The organism is Massilia oculi (genome assembly GCF_003143515.1).
Lineage (GTDB): Bacteria > Pseudomonadota > Gammaproteobacteria > Burkholderiales > Burkholderiaceae_D > Telluria > Telluria oculi.
Genome location: NZ_CP029343.1, coordinates 4,683,329 through 4,701,631, shown reverse-complemented (window position 1 = coordinate 4,701,631; position 18,303 = coordinate 4,683,329). Strand labels below are relative to the sequence as shown.

The window sequence follows — 18,303 nt, the reverse complement described above, 5'->3', positions numbered from 1 at the left end:
TGCTGTCTCATTTGCTGCGTTCGTGATAACGCATCACTTCCTGGTCGATGGCGCCGAAGATGCTGGCGCCATCGGCATCCAGCATTTCGATGCGCACCGTGTCGCCGAAGCGCAGGAATGGCGTCTTCGGCTTGCCCTCTTCGATGGTTTCGTACATGCGCACCTCGGCCAGGCAGCAATAGCCGACGCCGCCGTTCTCGACGCTCGAACCGTGCAGGCTGCCCTGCTTGTTCGACACCGTGCCCGAACCGATGATGCTGCCCGCGCACAGCTCGCGGGTGGCGGCCGCATGCGCGACCAGCTGGGCGAAGCTGAAGGTCATGTCCTCGCCGGCGTTCGGACGACCGAAGGCGTTGCCGTTGAGCGTAACCAGCAGCGGCAGGTGCAGCTTGCTGCCCTGCCAGGCGTCGCCCAGCTCGTCCGGCGTGACGGCGACCGGCGAGAAGGCGCTGGCCGGCTTCGACTGGTAGAAGCCGAACCCCTTGGCCAGTTCGTTCGGAATCAGGTTGCGCAGCGAGACGTCGTTGACCAGCATGACCAGGCGGATCGCGCTCGCGGCGCGCTCGACGCTGGCCCCCATCGGCACGTCGCCGGTGACCACCGCCACCTCGGCCTCGAGGTCGATGCCCCAGTCCTCGGACAGCGCCGCGATCGGGTCGCACGGCCCGACGAAGGAATCGCCGCCGCCCTGGTACATCAGCGGATCGGTATAGAACGAGGCCGGCACTTCGGCATTGCGCGCCTTGCGCACCAGCTCGACGTGGTTGATGTAGGCCGAACCGTCGGCCCACTGATAGGCGCGCGGCAGCGGCGAATGGCATTCCTGCTCGATGAAGGATTCGGCGCCGTCGGCGTTGCCGTCGTTGAGCTGGTCGTAGACCTGCTGCAGGCGCGGCGCGACCGCGTCCCAGTCGTCCAGCGCGGCTTGCATGGTGCGCGCGATGTCGGGCACGGCTTGACAGGTGACCAGGTCGCGGCTGACGACGACCAGGGCGCCGTCGCGCCCGCCGGACTTGAGGGTGGCGAGTTTCATGAGTAATCCCTTCGATATTGCTGAGTAGCCACCATTACAAATCAAAAGCCACTATCATACAAACAGTATTTTCAACCCGATTTATCAGGTTTTCTCATGAATCCAACCTTGCGCCAGATGCGCGCCTTCGTCGCCCTGGCCAAGACCGGCAATTTCACGCTCGCGGCGCAGGCGATCCACGTGACGCAGTCGGCGCTGTCCGGGCTGATCAAGGAACTCGAACAGACCCTCGGTGCGCGCGTGGTCGACCGCAGCACGCGCAGGATCGTATTGACCGACATCGGCCGCGAATTGTTTCCCCTATTTAGCCAGATGATCGATGACCTGGACGGTGCGCTGGCTAACGTCGCCGATCACACGCAACTCAAGAAGGGGCTGGTGCGGATCGCGGCGCCGCAGCTGATGTCGTGCACGCTGCTGCCGCAGGCGATCGCGGCCTACCGGGCCGAGCATCCCGCGATCGAGCTGCGCCTGGCCGACACCGAGGTGGAGGGCGTGATCGCGCGCGTCCTGTCGGGCGAGGCGGACGTGGGTATCGGGCCCGAGCGGGTGCCGGCGCCGCCGCTGGAGGCGCGCGAGCTGTTCGAAATGCCGTTCGCGCTGGTGTTTCCACAGGATCACCCGCTGGCTTCGCTGTCGCGCCTGAGCTGGCGCGACGTGGCGAGCTTCCCTTTCATTTCTCTGCAGGGCCAGTTCACAGAGCGGCTATTGGACGATATGCACGCGTCGCTGCGCGAGACACCCATCAAGCCGGCGCACGAGGTGACCTTCATGACCACGGCGCTGGCGATGGTCAGCGCCGGGCTTGGGGTGACGGTCTGCCTGCCGTATGCCGAGCCGCTGGTGAAGCTGCATGGGCTGGTGTTACGGCCGCTCGACGAGCCGGTGCTGACGCGGCGTTTCTTTATCTACACCCGCCCCGGCCGCTCGCTGTCGCCGGCGGCCGAGAGTTATATCAATTTCCTGTTTGGATATGTAAAACGGTCGCAACGCTGACGATGCTGACCGCGCTACAATGAGCGGCATCTGTCTTTGCTCCGACCTCACGATGTCCCACGATACGATCGCGATCAACCAGCGGATGAACAAGTTCGACAGCCATCAGAGCGTGTGGCTGTTCGGTTACGGTTCGCTGATCTTCAAGGCCGATTTTCCCTATCTCGACCGGCGCCCGGCCCATATCGGCGGCTGGTCGCGGCGCTTCTGGCAGGGTTCGCACGACCATCGCGGCACCGAGACGGCGCCGGGGCGCGTCGTCACCCTGGTGCCGGACGCCGGCGCGCATTGCCATGGCATGGCCTACCTGGTGACGCCGGAAGAATTCGCCCACCTGGACCACCGCGAAAAGAATGGCTACCTGAGACTGGCGACCGAGATGCATTTCGACGACGGCAGCAGCGACGAAGGGATCGTCTATATCGCCACGCACGAGAACGAGGCCTATCTCGGCCCGGCCGACGAAGTCGACATCGCGCGCCAGATCGCCACGGCCCGCGGACCGAGCGGTCCGAACAGCGAATACCTGCTCGGCCTGGCCCATGCCTTGCGCGAACTCGGCAAGCCCGATCCGCACGTGTTCGCGCTCGAGCAGCACCTGGCGGATTTTGGCATCACGCAGCTGCGCGCGTAAGCTCCCGGTCCTGGCCGATCGTGGCCAGGACTTCCATCACCTTCGCGGCGCGCTGTTCCAGCGCGCCCGTCAACACCGTGTAGTCGATGCCGCGCCGGTCGAGGTCTTCCAGCACCAGGCGCTGGATATGCGTGCGCCAGCCGGCGTTTTCGCGCACACCCGGTTCTTCTTCATACGGGATGTCGTCGGCACAGACGAAATGGTGCAGGTAGCGGGTGCGGCAGTCGTCGGCGTAATGCAGCAGCGCGGGCGGGACCGGTTCGGTGACCTGGCCGAAGCACAGGCCGAGCAGCAGCGTGGTCAAGGCATTGGTGTCGACGAAAACATGGGAGCCGGCTTCGTGCGCGAGGGCGGCATCCTCGGCATCGCGGTGCCGTTCGGCGATCTCGACGTAATCGTCGGCCGTGAGCCTGCCCTGCTTTTCTTCCCAGATGAAGCGGCCGATCTCGGGAACGAAGCCGGCCCGCTGGCGTTCTGCCAGATAGCAGGCCAGCGTCGACTTGCCGGTCGACTCCGCGCCCACGAACACGACCATCCCGGCATCGCGCCGCCCGCCCTGCTGTTCCATATTCGTATCCAGTGAGAATCAGCCCGCTATCGTAGCCGAGCCGATCCAAACTCTCAACAGCCATGCCGGGCCGGCGCTCTGGCGCTCAGTCGAGCGCCCGGTTGCGCGACTCCTGATCGACGCACATGATGGCGATCGCACCGACGACCAGGAAGGCCGACAGCATGACCAGCGACAGCGTGAACTGGGTCGCCATCACGGGTGCGATGATCATCGGCGCGAACAGGCCGCCGAAGCGTGCGATCGCGCCGGCCATGCCCATGCCGCTGGCGCGCAGGTCGGTCGGATAGACCTCGGGCGTGAAGGCATACAGCGCGCCCCAGGTGCCCAGCAGCGCAAAGCTCATCAAGAGCGTTGAGCCCACCACCACGGCGGTCGAGGTTCCCAGGCTGTACAGCAGGCAGCCGCAGGCGCTCAGCAGCAGGAAGCCCACCAGCGTCGGCTTGCGTCCCCAGCGTTCCACACCATAGGCCGACAGGGCGAAACCAGGCAGCTGGACCACGGCCAGCAGGATCAGGAATTCCTGGCCGCGCATGAAGCCGAAGCCTTCGGCGCTCAGTTTCACCGGCAGGTAGACGAACACGCCATAGTACGCCACCGAGATCAGGCCCCAGGCCACCATCAGCGCCAGGCTGCGCCGGCGCAGGCTGCCCGAGAACAGCGCCGACAGCGATTTGCGCGGCGTCGTTTCAGGCTGCAGTTTCGGGATCTCGACGTCGCGGCCGTTGACCTTGGCCACCCGCGCCAGGATCGCGCGCGCCTGTTCCGACTTGCCGTTGCGGTTGAGGTACATGGGCGACTCGGGCACGTAGAAGCGCAGGACCACGCCGATCAGGGCCGGCAGGCCGGTGACGAAGAAGATCACGCGCCAGGCGTCGTCGCCCCACTGCACCGCATACAGGGCCAGGATCGCCAGGAAGATGGTGCCGAAGGCCCAGAACGATTCCAGCAGCACCAGCCAGCGGCCGCGCCGGTCGCTTGGAAGAAACTCGGCCATCATCGTGTAGTCGACCGGCAGGGTCGCGCCCACGCCGATGCCGGTCATGAAGCGCAGCACCAGCAGCCAGGTGAAGTCGGGCGCGAACGCCGACGCCACCCCGAAGCAGGCGTCGATCACGACCGCCATCATCAGGACCGGACGGCGGCCGATACGGTCGGCCAGGCGGCCGAACACGAAGGCGCCGATCAGCATCCCCACGAAGAAGAAGGTGCCGGTCTGCAGCGCCTGCGGCATCGTGATGCCGAAGGTCTTGGCGATCGACGGCGCCGAAAAGCCGATCGATAGCACCTGCATCGCGTCCGCCAGCCAGACCAGGCCGAAGATCACGAACAGACGATACTGGAACTTGCCCACGCCCGCGGTCTGCAGGCCTTTCTCCACCGACGCCGGCGCTACGCCGGGATTGCTTGCTGGCGCCGCCATGCCGCCGCCATCTGCCGTGACTGAAGTAACCATGTCATTCATCCTCACTTTACCGTCATTGTATTGTCGTCCCTACGCGCCCGGGAACAGCCCTGCCCTGGCGCGATCCTCTCGCGAGAATCGCGCCACGGTCACCACCCTCAGGCCACGGCCCTCGCCTGCGGCGTCACCAGCTCGATATCGAACACATCGTAGCCGAAGCACCAGGATGGGTCTTCGTTCGTGCGCAGCCAGGTGTTGTCGTGCGAGATGCGCTGCACCTTGCTGGCGCGCTCGGCGCGATTCGCCTCGTACAGGGCGAACGCGTCGCCGTAGTGGCTGACGCCGACCTCTTTCAGGCAGCGCGCCAGCATGGCGCCGTCCTCGATCGCCATCGCGGCGCCCTGCGCCATGTGCGGCTTCATGGGATGGCAGGCGTCGCCCAGCAGCACCATGCGGCCGCGGCTCCACAGCGGCAGCGGATCGCGCTCGAGCAGCGACCACTTGGTCACCTCGACCGTGTTCTCGATCAACGCCTGCACCGTCGGATGCCAGCCGCGGAAGGTTTCGCGCATCTCGTCCTTGCTCGATTCCAGCCAGCGGTCCTTCAGGTCCCAATGCGTGGCCGGCACGCCGGTGACGTAATAGATCTCGTCGGCCTTGCCCGTCACGAAGTAGACCATCATGTGGCGGTCATCGCTCCACCACTTGACGCACTGGTCGAACGGCAGCATGCCGCGCTCGAGCACCGGCGTCGGAAACACCGCGCGATGCGCCAGGTAGCCGGCGTACTTCGGTTCCTCGGGACCGAGCAGCGCCTCGCGGATGCGCGAATTGACGCCATCGGCGCCGATCACGATGTCGGCGCTCTCGCTGCTGCCGTCAGCGAAATGCATCAGCACGTCGTGCCCGCGGTCCTCGACGCGGGTCAGGTTCTTGCCGAAGGCCACCGCTTCGGTCGGCAGCGCCTTGACCAGCAGTTCGTGGAAGTCGCCGCGGTGCACCGTCAGGTAGGCGGCGCCATAGTGTTTCAAGGCATATTCGCCGAGCGGGATGCGGGCCAGGATGTCGCCCGTTTCCCAGTGCCGGCTATACCAGGCATCCGGGTGCGAACCCTGAGCCGCGAGCGCATCCTCGATGCCGATGCGGCGCAGGATCTTCATCACGTTCGGCCCGACATGAATGCCGGCGCCCAGGCGGGCGAAGGCAGGGGCTTGTTCATAGACGCGGACGTTGAAACCTTCCTTGATCAACAGCGCGGCGGTTGCTGCGCCGCCAAGACCGGCGCCGACGACGGCGATACGGGGGGAACTGGACACGTTTATCTCCTTGCAAAATGTGAAAGCACTTGAAATCTGGCCCAGCGCAGGCCCCGCCAGGAGCGCCGCGCCGGGCACTGGAAACCTTGGCGCAGGACCATTAATTTCGAGTGTACACGCTACTTTATTTAAATCATAGCCTTACTCTGCATATATTTATTCATGCTGCAGCGCAGTGCGAAAAGTCCCGTTTTCATGGATGAAAGTGCCAATATGGCGCGTTCCGTCCGGGCCATGACAGGGACGGAACCATTCACCGCATGTGCACATTTTTTAAAGTGCACACACTATATTTTGACGATCAGAACAAGTGCCTGATCCCGAACTGCACGCCATCGACGTTGCCGCCCGCGGCCGGCACGTTCTTCGGGATCGGCGCGGCGGCGCTGAAGGTGAACGCGGCGCCGCCGTCGTTGACCAGGTGCGCGAGGGTCGCGTACAGCATGGTGCGCTTGGACAGGTCGTGCATGGCGATCAGGCTGATCTGGCGCGCATCCCGGTCATTGCTCGTGCCGTCGACGCCCCAGCCCAGCCCTGCGCCGATGGTGGTGCCGCCGCCGAGCCGGAAGTTGGCCGACAGCGAGTACGCGCTGTAGTAGGAGCCGCGCACATTGGTCGCGGGGGCCGCGCCCAGATTGTTGCCGCGGTAGTAGCCGAGGTAGACCACGCCCCGGCCGTAGTCGTAGGCGCCGCCGGCGAAGGTCGACTGGGTCGTCTCCTGGCCGTTGGCGCTCTTCTGGCGCGACGAACTCACGCCCAGGTAGAGCGGCCCTTTCTCATACTCGCCGGCCAGCACGGCCGTGCTCATCCCGTCATGGGGATCGCTGCGCTCGCCCAGGCTGTAGTAGGCCTGCAGCTTGAAGCCGCTCACCACCGGCGACAGGTAGCCGACCACGTTGTCGTAGCGCGGCGTATAGGCGGAGACGTTGTTGAGAAAGGAGCCGTAGGTGGCGCCGGCAAACGTGTCGAGGCGCGCGATCATCAGGAAGTTCGATGAGTTCTGGCGGCCCACACGCAGCTCGCCCCAGTTTCCGCCGAGGCCAACCCAGGCCTGGCGGTTGAACACGCGCCCGGCATCGTGCTGGGCGCCGGTATCGGAGGCCAGGCCGCTCTCGAGCTGCCAGGTGGCGCGCAGCCCGTCGCCCAGGCTTTCCGCGCCGCGCAGGCCGACGCGGCTGGCCTGGTAGGCGCCGCTGTCGAGCGACAGCACATTGCCGGCGCCCTCGGCATTGGTATAGCCCATATACGTGTCGAGCACGCCGTACACGACGACGTTCGACTGGGCGGCCGCGCCGCCCGCACAAAGAATGCCAACCGTCCCTGCTGCCAATATCTTCTTCATCGATGCGATCCCTGACTATGGTGTGGTGAACTGGAATGCCGCGTACTACACATTGATTTTATGGTGTATACACTCTTTTCAACACACTTTAGCAAGTCTCGTACCAGCACTTTTTGGCGCGCCATTGCAGCGCACAACCGCGATGTTTAATCGGTCAATCTTGGATTCAACGCTGAAATTCGCGCATCGTCGGGCTATTGCCGACATGCTGGCAAGGCGAATGATTTATAATGTGTGCACTATATTTTTTCTGTTGCAGCGCGATTGCACCCATCTTGTGCGCATGGCGTTGCGCGCTTGCACCAGATTGGACGCCGCGGGCGCTTCGCGGCGGCACGCAGAAGAACGCGAGGGCAGCCTCAGGCCGGTCGCGACAGGGTGAAGTTGGCTTGCGCGCCGGTGCTGCCGTACCAGTCGCCGCCCATCCTGAACAGCAGGTCGACCTTGCCGGGATCGAGCACGCCATCCGGGCCGAGCAGGGTGTCGTCGACGTGCACGGCCAGCACCTCGCCGAACACCAGGTGGCACGACGGCGCCTCTGGCGGATACGGTTCGAGCCGGGCCAGCCGGCATTCGAAGCTGGCCGCCGCGCCGGCCACGCGCGGCGGCGCCACCAGGCTGCTGGCAGCGGGATCGACGCCGCAGGCCGCGAATTCGTCGACCCCGGCCTCGAAGGCCGACGAGGTGGCATTGAGCGCCTGCGCCTGTGCCGGGCCGGCCAGGTTGACCACGAACTCGCCGGTGGCGCGGATGTTCGCCAGCGTGTCCTTGGGCGCGCCGCCGCGCTGCAGCAGCGGACAGACCAGCAGCGTCGGCGGCTTGCTGGTCACCATCTGGAAAAAGCTGAAGGGAGCGAGGTTACGCACCCCGTCGGCGCCGATCGTCGACACCCAGGCGATGGGCCGGGGCACGATCAGCGACGCCATCCAGGCATAGGCTTGCGCGGGCTTGACGTCCGCGAAATTGATCAACATCGTTTTACCTCACATTCATATGAACCAGCCAAAACAGCCGTCCCGAAGGACGCTTCCCTCCCGCCAGACGTCGCGCCAGCCGGGTCCGCCAACAATTTGTCGCCCTTTGCACAGCGGCGATGGCACACCGGCGCAAAGCCGGGATAACATGGCGGCCATGAACAAGAAATCAACTACCAGGGACTATCAGTTCTCCGACCAGATCGGCCATCTGCTGCGGCGCGCCTACCAGCACCACGCCGCCATCTTCCAGCAGCACATCCTCGACTCCAACCTGACGGCGGCGCAATTCGTCACCCTGTGCGCGATCCGCGACATGCGCAGCTGCTCGCTGAGCGACGTGGTGAAGGTGACCGCGATCGATCAGGGCACGATCCGCGGCATCGTCGAGCGCCTCAAGTCGCGCGACCTGATCGTGCTGTCGCACGACGAGACCGACCGCCGCAAGGTGCTGGTGTCGCTCAGCGCGAGCGGCAGCCAGCTGGTCGCCGAGACCGTGCCGCTGGCCACCGAGATCACCGAGGCCACCTACGGCAAGCTTAACCCCGCCGAGCGCCTGGCCCTGGTGTTCTTGCTACGCAAGATGATCGACGACTGATCCCAGCGCGCGAAGTATCTTCTCGTGCGTGAACGGCGGCTGGCGAAAGCGCACGCCGGTGGCGTCGAACAGGGCGTTCGCCAGCGCCGCGGCGCTCGGCACCGAAGCCGATTCGCCGGAGCCCAGCGGCGGCTGGTCGGGGCGCTCCATCAGCACGACCTCGATCGGCGGCACCTCGGTAAAGCGCAGGATCGGATAGGCGCCCCATTCCAGGCTCGTCGTGCCCTGGCTGTCGAAGGTCACCTCCTCTTTCAGCGCGCGGCTTAGCGACTGGACGATATTGCCGTGCACCTGGTGGCGCACGCCGGCCGGATTGACCATCAGGCCGGTGTCCTGGCCGACCACCAGCGACGTCACTTCAAGGTGGCCGTCACGCGGGTCGACCGCGACATCGATCACCCAGGCCGACCAGGCGGCCCCGAAGCCGGGAAATTTGCTGTGCACGTAGCGCGCATAGGCGACGCCGCGCCCGCGCAGCTTGCCGTCGCTGCCGACCTTGCCGCGCGCGCCGGTCGCGCCGTGCTCCCAGTCCGCCCTGCGCGCCACCGCGCGCAGCAGCGCGCACGCCCGCTCGTCCGGGAGGTGCGCCAGGCGATAGGCCAGGCGGTCTTGCCCGGCCAGTTCGGCCAGTTCGTCGATGAAGCAGTCGTGGGCGAAGCTATTGGGCAGCGCCGACACCCCCCGCAGCCAGCCGGCGCGCACGATCGGCGCCACGTCGTCGCAGGCGACCAGCGCATGCGGATAGGCGTACGGCGGCACCGCGGTGCGGTCGCCCATCTCGAGCACGCGCGGTTCGGACGGGATGCGGCCGGTCAGCAGCAGGGCCAGCACCGGCGCGTCATTGGATGGGTAGCGGGTAGTGAACTCGTAGGCTGCAGGGGCGCCGTCGGCGCCGATGCCGCCGCGCACGTCCATCAGCTGCGCCGCGCCCTTGGGCTCCCAGGCATGCTCCTGTTCGCGCGTGAGCTGGACCCGCACCGGGCGCCCTACCGCGCGCGACAGCAGCGCGGCGTCGGCGCCCACGTCGTCGGCGCAGTTACGGCCATAGCAGCCGGCGCCTTCCATCCGCACCACCTCGATGCGCCCTTCGTCGAGCTCGCACAGGCGCGCCAGGTCGATGCGCATGACGTGTGGATTCTGGGTGCCCGACCAGACGGTCAGGCCATCGGCGCGCCAGTCGGCGACGGCGCAGGATGGGCCGATCGAGGCGTGCATCTGGTATGGCCAGACATAGGTCCGCTGCAGCACCGCACTGGCGGCCTCCAGCGCCGCCGTGGTGTCGCCCTGGCGCACCAGCTCGCGCCGGGTCGCGGGAATCTCGCGCAGGCGAGCCTCGAGATCGTCCATCGGCGCCAATGGCGGCGCCGCCTTCCAGTGCACCTTCAGCGCGCGCATCGCGCGCTGGGCCTGCTCCTCGCGCTCGGCCACCACGCCGACGAAATCGCCCTCGACCACGACCGCGACGATGCCGGGAAGGTGCGCGATCGAGTCGCGCTCGACCGCCAGCAGGCAGGCGCCCACGAAGGCGCCGCCGTCGCGCCCCGGATAGGGCGGACGCACCACGCGCGCGTGCAGCATGCCGGGCACCCGCATATCGTGCACATACACGGCCTGGGCGCGCACCTTGGCGGGAATGTCAACCCGCGGCGCCTCGCGGCCGACGATGGTGTAGTCGGCGCTCGGCTTGAGCGGCACCTCGCCCTGCGCCAGCGCCAGCACGATCGTGCGCCCCGCCAGCAGCGCCGGGTAGCTGGTGCAGCGCCCGGCGTCGGCGCGCACCTGGATTACCCCGTCGTTGATCGCCAGCGCCGCGCGCGGCGCCTGCAGCTGGCTCGCCGCGAGAGCGAGCAGGTGCTCGCGCGCCTGGGCTGCCGCCTTGCGCAGCGGGATGGCCGAGATCTGGATGGTGGCGCTGGCGATGGTCGGGCCCTGATTCGGCGCTTCCTCGGTGTGACCCAGCACCATGGTGACGCGCTCGAGCCGCACGCACAGCTCTTCGGCCACGATCTGGGCCAGCGCGGTGCGAATGCCGGTGCCCAGGTCGACGTGGCCGTTGAAGGCGAGCACGCGCCCATCGTCCTGCAGCGCGACGAACACGTCGGGCAAGGGCTGGACATAGTCCGACGCGGTGCCGGGCTGGCCGGGCGCAGGCCGCGCCCCCGGCTGCGGCGCCCGCGTGACCAGCAGCACGCCGCTGCGCTCGAACAGCGCGCGGCGCGCATCCTTCGGGGTGGTGCTGGACTCGTTCATTGACCTCATCGCGGCTTCATCGTCTCCATCATAATGCCATGGCGGCCGCTACGCCGCCATGGCGGCGCCCACTAGCGCGTCGTGAGGGACAGCGCCTCGGCCAGCGGCGCCACGGTGGCGTATTTCTGCGCCATGTCGAACAGGCTGGCGTCGTGCGGCGCGATGGCGCGGTCGCCCACGCAATCGGATACCACCAGAGGCCGAAAGCCCCAGGACATGGCGTCGACCACGCTGGCGCGCACGCATCCGCTGGTCACGGCCCCGGCCACCAGCAGCGTGCGCACGCCTTGCTGCGTCAGCCACGGTGCGAGCGCCGTGCCGAAGAAAGCCGACGGCACCGTCTTGCGCACCACCAGCTCGCCTGGAGCCGGAGCCAGCTCGGGCACGATGGCGCTGGCCGGATCGTTTTCCTTGAGCGTCACCATGCCCGGGACCTTGAGACCGAACACATTACGATCGCTGTCATCGTCGGCGAACACGATGCGGCTGTGCGCCACCGGCCAGCCCTGGACGCGCGCATGCGCCAGCAAGCCCACGGTGCGCGCGATCGCTGGCGGGATGTTGCCGCCGCCGAAAATTTGCGGATCGGCGAAGCTGTTGACGAAATCGACGATCAGCAGGCCGAACGGCGGGATCATCTCGAGCGACTGGCCAAAGCCCTGGCGCTCGTAGGTGGCTGCCTCGTGGTGACTCATGCACCCTCCTTCGCCGTCGAATAGGTGAAGCCGTCGAGCACCTTGCCGTCGCGGACCACGGTGTCGCCATCGAGGCTGACCGTGCACCGGCGCAGCGGAATGTCGATATGGCAGGCCGTGGTGCGCGTGCCGCCGGCTTCGTTGTTGGGACCGAACGAGAACAGGAAGTTGCCCTCGAAGGCGCGCGCATCCATGCCGATGGTCGCCTCGCGGTCGTACATGGCCAGCGTGGTCCATTGCGCGCGCGGCTGCAGGCCCCAGCCGATGTGCGACATGGCATACGCTTCCGGGTCGTCGAACGACGCCATGTATTCGCTCAGCAGCTCGGCATCGAGCCCGCCTTCGATGCTGCGCACGAAGCCCTGCTCCACCGTGACGCGGATCGGCTCCTGCGCGTAGCGCTTCATCGGCAACAGGATGTCGCCGCGGTCGATCACCAGGGTGCCGCTGGTCTGGCGCTCGTTGGGCCAGGTCAGCACGAAGCCGCTGGGCCAGTGATCCCAGCGCCCCGGCGCGTCGACGAAGCCGTACTCCTGGATCACCGGGAACTCGCCCAGCGGGCAGCGCAGGTCGGTGCCGGCGGCGGACGTGACGCGCATCTCCTTCTTGCCCTCGAAGCGGCGCGCGGCCTGCGCCACGCGCTCCTTGTCGTCCAGGCGGGGCACCATGCGCACCAGCACCTCGGGCGGCTCGACCGCGAGCAGGATCTTGGTGCCGCTCGCCAGGATGTCGTGCTGCTCGGGAGAGAACAGCAGCGTCATCAGGTCGAGCACAAGATCGCTTTCCTTGAGCGCGGCGATGGCGGCGCGGTTGCCGGTCAGCGGCGTGGTGCCGAGGTAGGCCAGCGCGTCGCGGCTCAGCGCCTTCTCGCCATTCACCGGCGGCAGGTCGAGCCGGTTGACCATCGCGCCCATCAGCTGGGCCGCGGTGAGCGCGGTCGACAGCGTCTGCGGATGTGTGGTGCTGCTGGTGAGCACGGTCACGATCTGCCCCGGTTCGAGTTTCGACAGGGTCAGCACATGTTTCCAGGCGTCGATCAAGTCATGGTCGCTCACGGCCATTGCATTCTCCTTAGTTTGCGGTTGGTTTGCACACTGCCGGCATCACAGCCGCGCTCCCAGGAAGTCGCCGAACGCGGCGTAGAAGCCTTCCTCGTTATCCCAAGGGATCATGTGGCCGGCATCCTCGACCCGGCTGACGGCCAAGCCAGGCACCAGCGCGCGCAACTCCTCGATGTCCTCCGCCAGCAGCACATCCCCGCGCGCCGCCACCATCAGCATCACGTCCTGCGCCAGCGCCGGCAGGTACTGGTGGATGTCGTCGGCGTGGAAGCCCTCGAAGCTGGCGACCACGGCGCGCTCGTCGCAGGTATGCAGCCATTCGGCGCGCAGGCGCAGCTGCTCCTCGGTCCAGGTCGGGCAGAAGTCGCGCATCTGCTGCGGCGAACAGCCTTCGCGCGCCAGCCGCATCGAGTCGACGTACCACGGCAGCTTGGAGGGATAGGCGCGCCGGCCGGGGCCGGATACCGGCGGATCGATGATCACCAGCTTGCTCAAGCCGCGCGGCCTGCCGGCGGCGGCGCGGATGCCGATGCGGCCGCCCATCGAGTGGCCCACGACCGCGTAGCGGTCCAGCCCGAGTGCGTCGGCGAAGGCGACCAGGTCGGCTGCCTGGGCATCCAGGCCATAATCGAGTTCGTCCGAGGCCGACGACAGGCCGCGGCCGCGCACGTCCAGCACATAGGTGTCGAAGTGCCGGCCGAAACGCTCGCCCACGAAGCCCCAGGTGATGGCCGGGCTGGTGATGCCGGGGACGATGACGACCGCGTCGCGCGCGGCCCGTTCGCCGCCGGCGCCGCCGTAGCGCAGGTAATGCTGGCGGATGCCGTTGGCGTGGACATTGCCGCCATACAGGAAGGTGCTCGGGAAGGTGCTCGGGAAGGTGCTGGTCATGCGCCCCTCCTCAGTACGCGCCGGACAGCAGGGCGCCGGCGCCGGGCACGATGCGGTCAAGCTGCAGGCGCTTGAGCATGGCGTAGGTGGTGGCGACGGCGGCGGTGATCACCGGCTTGCCGGTCATCGCCTCGACCTGCGCGATCACCGGCAGTGACGGCATCTGCACGCAGGCCGACAGCACGATCGCATCGACCTGGCTGGTATCCATCTGGGCCACGATGGCTGGGAGGTTGGCCGGGTCGTGGCGCGCCACGTCGAGATTGTCGGGAATCTCGAGCGCGCGGTAGTCGAGCACGTCGAAACCTTCGTGGCGGATGTAGTCGACCACCAGTTCGGTCAACGGTTTCATGTAAGGGGCGACGACCACGATCTTGTTGGCGCCAATCACCTTCAGGGCGTCGATCAGGGCGCCGGCGCTGGTGACCACCGGCGCATCGGCGCCGTTGGCGGCGGTGTGGGCGGTCAGGCGCTCTTCGGAGGCGCGATGGTAGCCGCGCCCCATCGCCATGATCGCCACCAGGCAGGCATAACCCAGCACGTCGACCCGGGCGTCGCTCAGCTCGACGGCGCAGCGGTCGGATTCGCCGTCCATCGCCGCCAGCTCTTCCTTGACCACTTTCTTCATGCGCATGCGGCTGGAGTGGAAGGTGAAGCGTTCGGGGCGGATCGCCTGGCGCGCCGTGAGCATGGCCGGGATCTCGGTTTCCATGGTGGTGTTGGAACTCGGGACGATTTGTCCGATACGGTAAAGACGCTGCTGCATACGATGATCTCCTTGGTGGTGCACGCCCTCCACCGGAAGGCGCGATTTATAGTGCACACACTATAGTTAACCACTTTCCGGAGTTTTGCAATAAGGATTTCGCGGGTACGGTGCGCGTGGCCTGAGATTCCCTATTTCCATGCGGCGAAGCACCATTTTCGGGATCGATGGCCATCGATCCGCACTGCATTACAGCATGATGCGGCACGCTGGCATCTATCCATTGTGCTGGAATTTTCCATCGTGTACACTCGTTTTCATCTTTTGTGCCAACCCATTGCGCCGCCGTGCAATACACTGTCGCTGCTCATGACTCTACACACCACCAACCCGATCGCGCTCGTCGTCAACGGCCAGCCGCACACACTGGACATTCCGGGTGACGCACCCCTGCTGTATGTCCTGCGCAACGACCTGTGCCTGAACGGTCCCAAGTTCGGCTGCGGCCTGGGCGAGTGCGGCGCCTGCACGGTGCTGGTCGACGGCGTCGCGGCGCGGTCCTGCGTGATTCCGCTGGCGGGCGTGGCGCGGCGCTCGGTGACGACGCTCGACGGCCTGGAACAGGATGGCCGGCTCGACCCGGTGCAGCAGGCCTTCATCGACGAACAGGGCGCGCAATGCGGCTACTGCATGAACGGCATGATCATGACGCTCAAGGCGCTGCTGCTGCGCTCACCCGACGCGAGCGAGCAAGAGATTCGCGCCGAACTGGATTTCAACCTGTGCCGCTGCGGCACCCATGTCGAGATCATGCGCTGCGCGCTGCGCGCCGTCGAACTGACCAGGGAAAGCGCACGCTGATGCCGTCCGTCGCTGAACCGGTACCCGTTTCTGGCGCCCTGCCCGGGCTGCACGCGCGCCTGATCCTGCCGCCCGTGCTCGACTGGAACGGCGAACGATATTGCGGCGCACGCCTGCAGCGCATCGATACGGCTGCGGCGCTGTCGCGCCCCGGCGTGCGCGAGGTCTTCGTGCGCAGACACCTGGTGGCGGTGATCGCCGAATCGGATGAGGCGGCGCGCGCCGCCCGGCCGCTGGCGCGCATCCGCTGGCGGTACGCGCCCCCCGGCGACGGCTTGCCGCAACAGCGGCAACGCAAGGTCCTGCTGCAGCGCGGCATGGACGCCGGCGACGCTCCCGACCTGCTGACGGCGCAATACCGCTGGCAAGGCGCGCCAGCCGCGAGCGGGGCGGCCACGCTGACCATCCTGGCCAGGCCGATGGGGCCGGGCGTCTGCGTCGATCTCCCCTACGGCAATCCGGGCCAGATCGGGCCGGCGCTGGCCGTGCTGCTGCAGCTGCCGCCCGACCTGGTCCAAGTGCGCAGCCCGCGCCCGCCGCAATCGGACCAGGAAGCCCGCGATGCCGCCAATGGCGCCGGCGTCGCGGCCCTGCTATCCCTGCATTGCAGGGCCGCGCTGTCGCTGGTGCTGGAGAGCGGCATCGACGCCGGCCAGCCCACGCTGCTGCAGGCCGGCGCGCGCGTTGGCGTCGGCGCCGGACGGCTCGAGCGCTACCGCCTGAACCTGGTCCAGGCCAGGCCCGCCCCGCCGCTGGCCTGGCTGCTGACCGAGCGCCCCCATCCGATCGACGACGCCGACATCGCACCGCTGGACGCGCTGCAGCCGCCCTACGCCTGGGATGCGGTCGAGATCAGCAGCAGCGGCGACGGCGCGGCCACGCCCGCCGCGGCGGCGGTCTTTGCCCAGGAATCCTTCTTCGACGAGGTGGCGCGCCACGGCGGGCACGATCCGGTCGCCTACCGGCTCGCGCACCTGCCCGACCCAACCGGGGCGCGCCTGATCCGTTTGGTGAGCCAGGCCGCCGCCTGGCAGGCGCGGGGCGCGCGCAGCCCCAGCCCATCTCCTGGCCCGGTGATGCACGGACGCGGCTTCGCCTATGCCAGCACGATCGAGCAGGCGCCGCAACCGGTCCAGAGCTGGTCGGCCTGGGTGGCCGAAGTCGCCTACGATCCGGCCTCGGGAGAATTGAGCGTGACGCGCGCCATCGCCGGCCACGATGTACAGGACGCGGCGGCCGACGCCGCCCTGCCGCCGGCCGCCCGCCGCGCGCTCGACGAACAGGCGCGCGAGGCCATGGCGCGGCTGATCGCACCGGATGCCGGCGTGGACGCCTGGGCGAACAACGATGCGCGGGTGCCTCCGGGCGCCATCACCACCCACCGCCCTTCCGTTCCTGACACGCCAAGGGAAGCCGCGTCCCTGCCGTCACCCGAGGTTCAGCTCAAGGCGGGCGGCGCCTTCACGCTGCCTGCCGCGGCGGCGGTCGCGAACGCCATTTTCGATGCCACCGGCGTGCGCCTGCGCGAGGCGCCATTTTCCGGCGCCCAAGTCAGGCTGGCCCTCGCCGAGCGCGCAGCGCCGCCCGCGAAGCGCCGCTGGCGCACTGCCGGCTGGCTGGGCGGCGCGGCCGCAGCGCTCGGGGCGACGCTGTCGCTGGCCCTGCCCTGGCGCCCGGCCATCGCCCCGATCCCGCCGCCCGACCCGAACCTGTATTCGGCGGCGACCATCGAACGTGGGCGCCTGGTAGCCCTGGCCGGCGATTGCATGGTATGCCATACAGCGCCCGGTGGCGGCATCCCGAATGCCGGCGGACATGCGCTGGACACGCCGTTCGGCACGATCTACACCACCAATATCACGCCGGACCCGGCCACCGGCATCGGCAACTGGTCGTACGCCGCCTTCGAGCGCGCCATGCGCGAAGGCGTGCATCGCGACGGCCGCAATCTCTACCCGGCCTTTCCCTACACCGCCTACGCGAAGATGACCGAGCCCGACATGCAGGCGCTGTATGCCTACCTGATGGCGCAGCCGGCGGTCGAGAGCAAGGTGCCCGAGTCGAGCCTGCGCTTCCCCTTCAACCTGCGTCCGCTGCTGTCGGGATGGAAGCTGCTGTTCCACAAACCCGAGGTGTACCAGCCAGACCCCGACCGCTCGGTGATGTGGAACCGCGGCGCCTATCTGGTCGAAGGCGCCGGCCATTGCGCCGCCTGCCATTCTCCGCGCAATGCGTTGGGCGCCGAAAAAAAAGGCTTGTATCACTTGAGCGGCGGCGTGGTGGACGGATGGGACGCGCCGTCGCTCACGGCATCGTCGAAGTCGCCCCAGCCCTGGACCGAGGACGAACTGTTTGCATATTTGCGCACCGGCTTCTCGGCGCGCCACGGCGTTGCCGCTGGACCAATGGCGCCGGTGGTGAGCGAGCTCGGCCAACTGCCGGCCGAGGACGTACGCGCGATCGCGCACTACATCGCGTCGCTTGGCCGGCCTCCGGCGGCCAGGGCCACGGCCGCGGACAGGCCCGAGCCGGCTCCGGCTCCAGTCCCGGCGGCAGCCGGCGCGCCTCAATCGATCGACACCGCCAGCGGCAAGCGCCTGTTCACCGGCGCCTGCGCCGCCTGCCATATCGAGGGCAGTGGCCCCGCCCTGTTCGGTGTACGCCCGTCGCTCAAGGTAAACACCAACGTCCATGCCGACACGCCGGACAACCTGGTCAAGGTGATCCTGCACGGCATACCGGAGCCGGCAAATGCCGACCTGGGCTACATGCCGGGCTTCGCCAACAGCTTGAGCGATGCCCAGGTACGCGACCTGCTGCACTACCTGCGCACTACCTTCGCGCCGGACAAGCCGGCCTGGACCGACGTTGAAGAACGGGTCGCGGCAGGGCGCCGCCAGCCGAAACACTGACCAGGCCAGACCGCATGGCGCAAGCGAGCGCCACGCGGATCGATCCCAATCCCGGCCTCGG

The 18,303-nt window shown here is 67.5% G+C and carries 16 protein-coding genes; 5 read left to right on the top strand and 11 right to left on the bottom strand.

Going from position 1 to position 18,303, the window contains the following annotated elements; all coding sequences use genetic code 11:
• Positions 1–7 precede the first annotated feature (7 nt).
• Positions 8–1,033, bottom strand: coding sequence for a fumarylacetoacetate hydrolase family protein (locus DIR46_RS21210; protein WP_109347011.1), 1,026 nt, complete (start codon positions 1,031–1,033; stop codon positions 8–10).
• 96 nt (positions 1,034–1,129) lie between these two features.
• Between DIR46_RS21210 and DIR46_RS21205 the strand changes: the two genes are divergently transcribed.
• Entirely contained in the window at positions 1,130–2,029 is a 900-nt protein-coding gene (locus DIR46_RS21205; RefSeq protein WP_109347010.1) for a LysR family transcriptional regulator, read from the top strand.
• A 52-nt stretch (positions 2,030–2,081) separates the two neighbouring features.
• Positions 2,082–2,663 (top strand): gamma-glutamylcyclotransferase, encoded by a 582-nt coding sequence (locus DIR46_RS21200; protein ID WP_109347009.1) that lies wholly within the window; start codon positions 2,082–2,084, stop codon positions 2,661–2,663.
• Here DIR46_RS21200 and DIR46_RS21195 read toward each other — a convergent pair.
• From DIR46_RS21195 to DIR46_RS21175, 5 genes are all read right to left on the bottom strand, one after another.
• Positions 2,644–3,231 carry an AAA family ATPase gene (locus tag DIR46_RS21195; RefSeq protein WP_109347008.1) on the bottom strand — a complete coding sequence of 196 codons (588 nt, stop codon included), beginning with the start codon at positions 3,229–3,231 and terminating at the stop codon, positions 2,644–2,646. The genes DIR46_RS21200 and DIR46_RS21195 overlap by 20 nt on opposite strands.
• An 85-nt stretch (positions 3,232–3,316) precedes the next feature.
• A complete protein-coding gene (locus tag DIR46_RS21190; RefSeq protein WP_109347007.1) occupies positions 3,317–4,654 on the bottom strand; it encodes an MFS transporter in 1,338 nt (445 codons plus the stop codon).
• Positions 4,655–4,794: 140 nt separating this feature from the next.
• Entirely contained in the window at positions 4,795–5,952 is a 1,158-nt protein-coding gene (locus DIR46_RS21185; protein WP_109347006.1) for an FAD-dependent monooxygenase, read from the bottom strand.
• 301 nt (positions 5,953–6,253) lie between these two features.
• Positions 6,254–7,294 carry a porin gene (locus DIR46_RS21180; protein WP_109347005.1) on the bottom strand — a complete coding sequence of 347 codons (1,041 nt, stop codon included), beginning with the start codon at positions 7,292–7,294 and terminating at the stop codon, positions 6,254–6,256.
• A gap of 359 nt (positions 7,295–7,653) precedes the next feature.
• On the bottom strand, positions 7,654–8,268 hold the full coding sequence (locus DIR46_RS21175) for a flavin reductase family protein (RefSeq protein ID WP_109347004.1): 615 nt from the start codon (positions 8,266–8,268) through the stop codon (positions 7,654–7,656).
• A gap of 157 nt (positions 8,269–8,425) precedes the next feature.
• On the opposite strand from DIR46_RS21175, the gene DIR46_RS21170 reads away from it, so the two are divergent.
• Positions 8,426–8,866: a MarR family winged helix-turn-helix transcriptional regulator gene (locus DIR46_RS21170; protein WP_109348103.1), complete on the top strand. Its 441-nt coding sequence runs from the start codon at positions 8,426–8,428 to the stop codon at positions 8,864–8,866.
• On the opposite strand, the gene DIR46_RS21165 is transcribed toward DIR46_RS21170, so the two are convergent.
• From DIR46_RS21165 to DIR46_RS21145, 5 genes are all read right to left on the bottom strand, one after another.
• Positions 8,843–11,125, bottom strand: a complete 2,283-nt coding sequence (locus tag DIR46_RS21165) for a xanthine dehydrogenase family protein molybdopterin-binding subunit (RefSeq protein WP_109347003.1) — start codon at positions 11,123–11,125, stop codon at positions 8,843–8,845. The two genes, DIR46_RS21170 and DIR46_RS21165, sit on opposite strands and share 24 nt — an antisense overlap.
• 62 nt (positions 11,126–11,187) lie before the next feature.
• A complete protein-coding gene (locus tag DIR46_RS21160) occupies positions 11,188–11,811 on the bottom strand; it encodes an isochorismatase family protein (RefSeq protein ID WP_109347002.1) in 624 nt (207 codons plus the stop codon).
• Complete coding sequence (locus DIR46_RS21155) at positions 11,808–12,872, bottom strand: 2,5-dihydroxypyridine 5,6-dioxygenase NicX family protein (RefSeq protein WP_109347001.1); 1,065 nt, start codon at positions 12,870–12,872, stop codon at positions 11,808–11,810. Before DIR46_RS21155 ends, DIR46_RS21160 begins: the two co-directional genes overlap by 4 nt.
• A gap of 42 nt (positions 12,873–12,914) precedes the next feature.
• On the bottom strand, positions 12,915–13,763 hold the full coding sequence (locus DIR46_RS21150; protein ID WP_109347000.1) for an alpha/beta fold hydrolase: 849 nt from the start codon (positions 13,761–13,763) through the stop codon (positions 12,915–12,917).
• Between the two features lie 10 nt (positions 13,764–13,773).
• A complete protein-coding gene (locus DIR46_RS21145; RefSeq protein WP_109346999.1) occupies positions 13,774–14,529 on the bottom strand; it encodes a maleate cis-trans isomerase family protein in 756 nt (251 codons plus the stop codon).
• Between the two features lie 309 nt (positions 14,530–14,838).
• Between DIR46_RS21145 and DIR46_RS21140 the strand changes: the two genes are divergently transcribed.
• On the top strand, positions 14,839–15,330 hold the full coding sequence (locus DIR46_RS21140; RefSeq protein ID WP_109346998.1) for a (2Fe-2S)-binding protein: 492 nt from the start codon (positions 14,839–14,841) through the stop codon (positions 15,328–15,330).
• A complete protein-coding gene (locus DIR46_RS21135; protein ID WP_109346997.1) occupies positions 15,330–18,242 on the top strand; it encodes a c-type cytochrome in 2,913 nt (970 codons plus the stop codon). The genes DIR46_RS21140 and DIR46_RS21135 overlap by 1 nt, the downstream gene beginning before the upstream one ends.
• Positions 18,243–18,303: the final 61 nt, after the last annotated feature.